The sequence below is a fragment of the Streptomyces bicolor genome (assembly GCF_000719285.1).
In the GTDB taxonomy this organism is placed as follows: Bacteria; Actinomycetota; Actinomycetes; order Streptomycetales; family Streptomycetaceae; genus Streptomyces; species Streptomyces bicolor.
This window is the reverse complement of record NZ_JOFS01000077.1, coordinates 1-7,305: the sequence shown is the minus strand read 5'-3', so window position 1 is coordinate 7,305 and position 7,305 is coordinate 1. Positions and strand designations below refer to the sequence as shown.

8 protein-coding genes are annotated in these 7,305 nt (G+C 70.2%); 4 read left to right on the top strand and 4 right to left on the bottom strand.

Annotated elements, in window-relative coordinates; all coding sequences use genetic code 11:
- Together IF78_RS0142555 and IF78_RS0142550 are read right to left on the bottom strand one after the other, a co-directional pair.
- Window positions 1-630, bottom strand: a 630-nt coding sequence (locus IF78_RS0142555) for a maltotransferase domain-containing protein (RefSeq protein ID WP_031488099.1), incomplete at its 3' end; no start/stop codon positions are given.
- 69 nt (window positions 631-699) lie between these two features.
- Window positions 700-1,002, bottom strand: coding sequence for a DUF5133 domain-containing protein (locus tag IF78_RS0142550; RefSeq protein ID WP_031488098.1), 303 nt, complete (start codon window positions 1,000-1,002; stop codon window positions 700-702).
- 298 nt (window positions 1,003-1,300) lie between these two features.
- On the opposite strand from IF78_RS0142550, the gene IF78_RS0142545 reads away from it, so the two are divergent.
- The gene (locus IF78_RS0142545; protein WP_031488097.1) at window positions 1,301-1,813 is read left to right on the top strand and encodes a hypothetical protein; all 513 of its coding nucleotides are present in this window, start codon (window positions 1,301-1,303) and stop codon (window positions 1,811-1,813) included.
- Window positions 1,810-3,966 carry a glycogen debranching protein GlgX gene (gene glgX / locus IF78_RS0142540; protein ID WP_199921480.1) on the top strand — a complete coding sequence of 719 codons (2,157 nt, stop codon included), beginning with the start codon at window positions 1,810-1,812 and terminating at the stop codon, window positions 3,964-3,966. The genes IF78_RS0142545 and glgX overlap by 4 nt, the downstream gene beginning before the upstream one ends.
- Before the next feature lie 53 nt (window positions 3,967-4,019).
- Here glgX and IF78_RS0142535 read toward each other — a convergent pair whose 3' ends face one another.
- On the bottom strand, window positions 4,020-4,820 hold the full coding sequence (locus IF78_RS0142535; RefSeq protein ID WP_031488095.1) for a VOC family protein: 801 nt from the start codon (window positions 4,818-4,820) through the stop codon (window positions 4,020-4,022).
- A 168-nt stretch (window positions 4,821-4,988) separates the two neighbouring features.
- On the opposite strand from IF78_RS0142535, the gene IF78_RS0142530 reads away from it, so the two are divergent.
- Entirely contained in the window at window positions 4,989-5,327 is a 339-nt protein-coding gene (locus tag IF78_RS0142530) for an ANTAR domain-containing protein (RefSeq protein ID WP_031488094.1), read from the top strand.
- A gap of 38 nt (window positions 5,328-5,365) precedes the next feature.
- Here the strand turns inward: IF78_RS0142530 and IF78_RS0142525 are convergent, their stop codons facing one another.
- Window positions 5,366-6,157, bottom strand: a complete 792-nt coding sequence (locus IF78_RS0142525) for an RNA polymerase sigma factor SigF (protein ID WP_031488093.1) — start codon at window positions 6,155-6,157, stop codon at window positions 5,366-5,368.
- Window positions 6,158-6,638: 481 nt separating this feature from the next.
- Between IF78_RS0142525 and IF78_RS0142520 the strand changes: the two genes are divergently transcribed.
- Window positions 6,639-7,157, top strand: coding sequence for a hypothetical protein (locus IF78_RS0142520; RefSeq protein ID WP_031488092.1), 519 nt, complete (start codon window positions 6,639-6,641; stop codon window positions 7,155-7,157).
- Window positions 7,158-7,305 lie beyond the last annotated feature (148 nt).

Here is a 7,305-nt window from a genome sequence, read left to right as displayed (position 1 = left end):
GGAGCCGAACAGGGCCCGCTCGCGTTCCACCAGCAGCGGCAGCGGATCGGAGGCGGTGACCAGGTCCCGCAGCGGATACCGCCCCAACACCGCGTCCACGTTCGCCGCGAACGCCGCCTCCAGCCGCGACACGGGCGGCAGCGAGTCGTCACGCAAGGCCTCCGCGGCGGCCAGCACGGTCGCCCGCCCCGCGTCGTCCGGCACTCCGGCGGCCGCACGCTCGTACATCTCGCCACCCTCTTCCAGGACCAGCCCGACATCGATCCCGGCCGGAACCTTGATCCGGGCCGTACGGCGCCAGGTGGCCACCGGATCGCTCCAGGCCTCCACGTGAAACGTCCACTGGCCCACGGTGGGCGGGGTCACCTTGGCGCCCCAGCGATCGCTGCCCGGAGCCACCTCGTGCATCGGCGTCCACGGGCCCGGGCGGCCGTCCGGATCCGTCAGCACGACATTGGCGGCCACGGCGTCATGGCCCTCCCGGAACACGGTGGCCGTGACCTCGAAGGTCTCACCCGCGACCGCCTTCGCCGGATGCCTGCCGCACGCCACGGCCGGCTGTACGTCCCGTACCGGGATGCGGCCGATCGTCCCGGTCCCCCGACCGGTCCTCGTCTTGGTCCTGCCCATGGTTCACCTCCACCGTGCTCGAGGCCGGGCACCAGGCCCGGCCGGGGATCCAACTGCGCCGTAAGGCGGCTACCTCCCCGCGAGGAAACGCCACCGCCGTGATCTCGACGGACCCCGTCGCGTCGCCGCGTGCAGATGGGGCCGCTCGTCCTGCTCCCGGAGGTAGGCCGCCAGGGTGATGCGCAGATAGCGTTCCGCCGCGTCCGCGGCCTCGCGCGCGCAGCGCTTCCCCATCAGCACGCACAGCGTGTAGCCGGCGTCCTCGAACGTGGCGCGCACCGCACGGTCGGCCGGGGCCGCGAGCATGGCGCGTTCCCAGGCCCGGTATCGCCGCAGTTGCCGGGCGACTTCGGCTTTGGCCGGTAGCAGCATGGCGCCGTTCACCTTCCGGGCTGCTCGATGACGCGTCTCCCGACCGTCGGGCGGAACCCGCGCGCGTACACGCACGGGTTCCGTTACGGGCATCGAGGTCTTCACATATGGTGCATGGTCGACGACGCAGCGTCCTGTTGGAGCTTCAACTACCTCGGATGCCCGCTCGTGTTGCACGAATGGCGTACCGCATCCACCCTGAAGTGACTCAGAAGCGATCAGTGCTCACGCTCCGTGCTCGGGGCCCGTCCCGCAGGGGCGAGAGAGCGGGAGCCAGCGCGGTGAGGAGGTAACGACGGTGAAGACCGCAGTGCCCTGCTACTACCACCTCGACGTGGAAGTCAGCCCCGAACGGGTGGGTCAGGTCAGCCGAATTCTGGCCGCTCACCTCAGGTACTGGGACCTGGAGACGCTTGTCGAGCCCGTCCGCCACGGCACGGAGATGCTGTTGCGGGCCATCGACGAGCACGCGAAGGACAAGAACACCTCGATCGAGATGTGGTGGAACGGCCAGCACCTCATCACCGCCATCGGCGACAACGACCGCGCCCTGCGTCCGGACCACGAGCTGCGCGCCTGCCTGCAGCACCTGGCCGCGATGAGCGACGGGTGGGGCTGCTGCGCCACCGAGACCGGCAGCAAGGTCATCTGGTTCTCGCAGCGCGCCCGCGCCGGGGAACATGCCCCGCTCGTCCCGGCCGCGCCCGCGCCCAGCCTGCGGGAGGCGCGCGGAGTGCCGCGCGAGGTGCCCGTCACCGCCCTGGCCGACGCGGCGGGCATCCGGGACGGCGCCCTGGAGGAGGCCCGGTGACCGCGAGACGCCGCCGCAAGGACGTGCGCAAAGGGGTGCCCGCCTGGAGCGGGCACCCCTATCCGCTGGGCGCCGCCTTCGACGGACAGGGCACCAACTTCGCCCTGTTCAGCGAGGTCGCCGACCGCGTCGAACTCGTCCTCGTCGACGACAAGGAGCAGTACACACCGGTTGCGCTCACCGAGGTCGACGGCTTCGTCTGGCACGGCTATCTGCCCGGGGTCGGCCCCGGACAGCGCTACGGCTACCGGGTCCACGGCCCCTGGGCCCCGGACCTGGGCCACCGGTGCAATCCGGCGAAGCTGCTGCTCGACCCGTACAGCAGGGCGGTGGACGGCCGGGTGGACAACCACGCCTCCCTCTTCGAGCGCACCCCGGGCGCCCCGTCCCCGGCCGACAGCGCCGGGCACACCATGCTCGGCGTGGTGACCGAGCCGTACTTCGACTGGGGCGACGACCGACCGCCCCGGCGGCCGTACGCCGACACCGTCATCTACGAGGCGCACGTACGCGGCCTCACCCGCACCCACCCCGACGTCCCGCCGGAGCTGCGCGGCACCTACGCCGGACTCGCCCACCCAGCGGTCGTCGAGCACCTGACGTCCCTCGGGGTGACCGCCGTCGAGCTGATGCCGGTCCACCAGTACGTCCAGGACGGCGTCCTGCTCGACCGCGGCCTGGCCAACTACTGGGGCTACAACACGATCGGCTTCTTCGCGCCGCACAACGCCTACGCCGCCCACGGCACCCGCGGCCAGCAGGTCGACGAGTTCAAGTCGATGGTGAAGGCGCTGCACGCGGCCGGCCTCGAAGTGATCCTCGACGTCGTCTACAACCACACCGCCGAGGGCAACGAGCGGGGCCCGACGCTCTCCTTCCGCGGCATCGACAACGCCTCCTACTACCGCCTGGTGGACGGCGACTGGGCGCACTACTACGACACCACGGGCACCGGCAACAGCCTGTTGATGCGCCACCCGTACGTCCTCCAGCTGATCATGGACTCGCTGCGCTACTGGGTCACGGAGATGCACGTCGACGGCTTCCGCTTCGACCTCGCGGCCACGCTGGCCCGCCAGTTCCACGAGGTGGACCGGCTCTCGGCGTTCTTCGACCTGATCCAGCAGGACCCGGTGATCAGCAGGGTCAAGCTGATCGCCGAGCCGTGGGACGTGGGGGAGGGCGGCTACCAGGTGGGCAACTTCCCGCCGCTGTGGTCGGAGTGGAACGGCAAGTACCGCGACGCCGTACGGGACTTCTGGCGCGGCGAGCCCGGTTCGCTCGGCGAGTTCGCCTCCCGGCTGACCGGCTCCTCCGACCTGTACGCACACAGCCGGCGCCGCCCGCGCGCCAGCGTCAACTTCGTCACCGCGCACGACGGGTTCACCCTGCGCGACCTCGTCTCGTACAACGACAAGCACAACGAGGCCAACGGCGAGGGCAACCGGGACGGCGAGAGCCACAACCGCTCCTGGAACTGCGGCGTCGAGGGCGAGACCCGCGACCCGGCCGTACTGCGACTGCGCGCCCGCCAACAACGCAACTTCCTCGCCACGCTCCTGCTCTCCCAGGGCATCCCCATGCTCTGCCACGGCGACGAACTCGGCCGCACCCAGCGCGGCAACAACAACGCCTATTGCCAGGACAACGAGGTCTCCTGGATCGACTGGCGCACCACCGACGACCAGCGCGCGCTCACCGAATTCACCCGCTACGTCATCGCCCTGCGCGCCGCCCATCCCGTCCTGCGTCGCCGCCGCTTCTTCCGGGGCGAAACAGCGACCCACCCCGAACAGCCACTGCCCGACCTGGTCTGGCTGCAGCCCGACGGCCGCGAACTGACCGACGACGACTGGCACCGCCCCGACGCCCACTCCCTGGCCGTCTTCCTCAACGGCGACGCCATCGCCGAACCCGACGCCTGCGGCCGCCCCGTGGTGGACGACTCCTTCCTGCTCCTGCTCAACAGCTACTGGGAACCGGTCGAGTTCCAACTCCCGGACAACACCTACGGCGACCGCTGGACCACCTTGATCGACACGGCCGAACCCCAGGGCCCACCGGACGAGGCGGAACACAAGGCGGCCACCGCGCTCCTGGTCGAGCGCCGCAGTCTGGTGCTGCTGTCGAGACCGTCACGTACAACGCCCTGAAGGGGGGCGGGGCTGTGTCGATATGCGGCTCCGCCGTGTGGGCGCGACCGGCGTCACCGTTCCCGATGCGAAGTAACCGTGAACTGCGCCCCGTCAGGATCCCGCAGCACAGCCTCCTCGCTGCCCTTCGACAGCACACTCCCCCCATGCAACTCCGCGGCCCGAGTGCAGCCCTCCACATCGCCCACCGCGAAGTGAACCTGCCAGTGCGGTCGAATCGTCGGATCCGGCGCGGCCTCCAACGCACCCGACTCGATACGCGCCACCACATCACCCCCACTGCGCAGCACGACCTCCCCACCCTCGTAACGGACCTCGCAGCAGCCGGGCCGCTCCGTCGCCCAGTCGAGGACCTCGCCGTAGAACATCGCGGCGTCGAAGGCGTCACGGGTGTGCAGCCGGATGAACGTGGGCGCGGCCCGGCGCCAGGTCTCCCAGTTGGAGATGAGCTCCCCCTCCCAGATGCCGAACGTCGCCCCGTCCCGGTCGGCCAGCAGCGCCGCCCTCCCGGGCGGCAGCGACAGCGGCCCGACGGCCGTGGTGCCGCCCCGCTCCTGCACCCGCGCCACCGCCTCGTCCGCACTGGGCACGGCGAAGTACGGCGTCCAGGCCACGGCCATCTGCCACATCGAGGCGACCGCGGCGATCCCCGCCACCGGCACGCTCTGCGCCAGCGCGACCCGGAAACGGTCGCCCAGCTTGGCCGGCCGCCAGCGCCAGCCCAGCACGGCCGAGTAGAACTCCTGGGTGGCTTCCAGGTCGCGGCTGGTCAGGCTCACCCAGCAGGGCGCGCCGAAGACGGAGTGGGTGGACACGATCTCGGCCGTGCCCCGGGGGTTTCGCACATCGTTCATGGCAGTCGCGTCCTGGTCTCGCCCGACCGGCGGCCACCGGTCCTTTCCCAGTGTCCGGCCGGAACCGTTCCGGGGCCTGTCGAGTACCCCCGGCAGAGCGCCGAAACGGCCGAGGACCAGCCCTCCGCCTCACTGGCATGCGTCCGGCAAAGCGACGAGGATGGTGGCGTGGCACCGACACCGAACGAGCCCGCCGACAAGAACGAGACGGACCGCATCCTCGAGCTGGAGGAAGAGGTCGACCAGCTCAAGGAAGCGGTCGTCTCGCATGCGGTCGTGGACCAGGCGATCGGCATGGTCGTGGCTCTCGGGCGGGTGGCGCCGGACCAGGGCTGGGCTGTGCTGAAGGACGTCTCCCAGCACACGAACATCAAGCTCCGCCATGTCGCGGAACTCATTCTCATCTGGGGCCGGGACGGCAGGATGCCCCCGGAGATCGCCGCGGAACTCGAAGAGGCACTCGAACGCTACGGCCCGACGCAGATCCCGGGATCGGCACAAGACTGACGCCTCGCCCCTTTCACTTTCCGGTTCGGCCGCCCGGGTCAACGGACCTCGGCGAGCAGTTCCTCGCGCAGTTGGGCGAAGCAGCCGCTCAGCAGCCGCGACACATGCATCTGCGAGATGCCGAGCTGCTGCGCGATCCGGCTCTGGGTCATCCCGCCGAAGAACCGCAGGTAGAGGATGGTCCGCTCGCGCTCCGGCAGCCGCTGCAGACACGGCTTGACGGCGACGCGGTCGACGACGACGTCGTACGCCGGATCCGGACCGCCGATCGCGTCCCCCAGTGCGTATCCGTCCGTGCCCGGCATCTCCGCCTCCAGCGACAGCGCGGAGAAGCACTCCAGCGCTTCCATCCCGGTGCGCACCTCACCCACGGTCAGATGCGCGTGTTCGGCGATCTCGGGGATCGTGGGGGCGCGGCCCGGGGTCCGCTGGGACAGCTCCTTCGCGGAACTGCGCACCCGGTTGCGCAGGTCCTGGACCCGGCGCGGTACGTGCAGCGTCCACATGTGGTCGCGGAAGTGCCGTTTGATCTCGCCGGTGATGGTGGGAACCGCGTACGCCTCGAAGGCGTGACCGCGTGCCGGGTCGTAGTGGTCGACGGCCTTCACCAGTCCCAGGGCGGCCACCTGGTACAGGTCCTCCAAGGACTCCCCGCGGCCCTTGAAGCGGACGGCGATCCGCTCGGCCATGGGCAACCAGGCCTGGACCAGATCGTCCCTGAGCTCCTTGCGCTCCGGCCCGTCGGACAGCCCCACGAGCCGGTCGAACGCCTCGGCGGTGTCAGGGGCGTCGTCATGCGGATGCTGCTTCGTTCTGGTGGTGGCACTCATGAGTGCGCACCTCCCTCAGCGGGTGCTGACTGGACAGACACCATGGGAGGTGCGGACTCGGACCTCATGGAGGCGTCCAGGAACACCCTGGCGGGCCGGCTCCCACGGACGTGCCTCCGGTCCGAAGCACATACAGGTACATTCCCCCCTGAAACGGCAGCCGAAACAAAATTCGTGAATGCGACTACGTGTTGCCGTCGAATGACAGTGCGTTGTCGAGAAGCGCGTCCGACGCGCGGCTGCGCGGTTCCGAGTGAGCTGTGGCGGCCGGCTCGCCGATCCCGGCTCGCTGATCTTGGCGCGGAACGTGATGTGCGGCACGTGGGTGAACACGGTCGGCGGGCCGGTAAGCGGATTCTTCCTGCCCACGGCTTGATCGGCGATCAAGGGGGCGAATGGGCTGGCCACAGCGCATTCTGCTCATTTGACAGTGCACTGAGCGCAAAGATAGGAAGCAGCTCTCTGGGTCGAGAGGTGGATTGTGTACGAGCCGAACGTGGTCGGGGACTGGCACGAGTACGACGAGCATGCCGGTCTGCGTGTCCGCGTCCACCGCCTGGAAGCCGCCGAGCCGCCCCGCGGACGGGACGACGCCGCCGAAGGTCTGACGTACTTCAGGATCCGCGTCACCGTCGAGAACCGCGGCGAGAGGCACCTCGGCATTCATCTCGAGGACGGCCAGATCGACGTGCGGATCGGCCGCGACGGCGAGGCCGCGTTCATCGACTGGCGCAACTCGCAGTTCATCGAGGGCTTCGACGTCTACCCGCTGCGCCGGGCCACGGCCGTGCTGTACGCCGCCGGCCCGGAGGCGAGCCTGGGCCAGGTCGACGTCCAGATCCAGCTGCGCGTGGAGGAGGAGTGGGCCGACCGCCGGCTGTGGACCGGCGGCCTCGGCCTCCAGGAGTCGGTCGGCGCCCACTCCGCCACCCTGCGGGACGGCCTCGCGCTCCAGGTCAGCGATTTCCTGCGGGAGCAGGCCGAAGAGGGCACCGCCTGACGCGCGAGCGGCTCACCGCCCGGTGTCTCAGAGCCTGTGTCACATCTCCGGCCGGGCGCGCGACGCCTGGCACGCACTCCCCCAGAGGGGGGACCCCCAGCCGCGTTGCCGAACCGCCCACGTGGCTCCTCCCCCACGCTCGAACCGA

Bases quoted from the DNA above. Each gene is read 5' to 3' on its own strand.
- IF78_RS0142550 (WP_031488098.1), bottom strand. From the start codon at position 1,002: ATGCTGCTACCGGCCAAAGCCGAAGTCGCCCGGCAACTGCGGCGATAC.
- IF78_RS0142525 (WP_031488093.1), bottom strand. From the start codon at position 6,157: ATGAGTGCCACCACCAGAACGAAGCAGCATCCGCATGACGACGCCCCT.
- IF78_RS0142535 (WP_031488095.1), bottom strand. From the start codon at position 4,820: ATGAACGATGTGCGAAACCCCCGGGGCACGGCCGAGATCGTGTCCACC.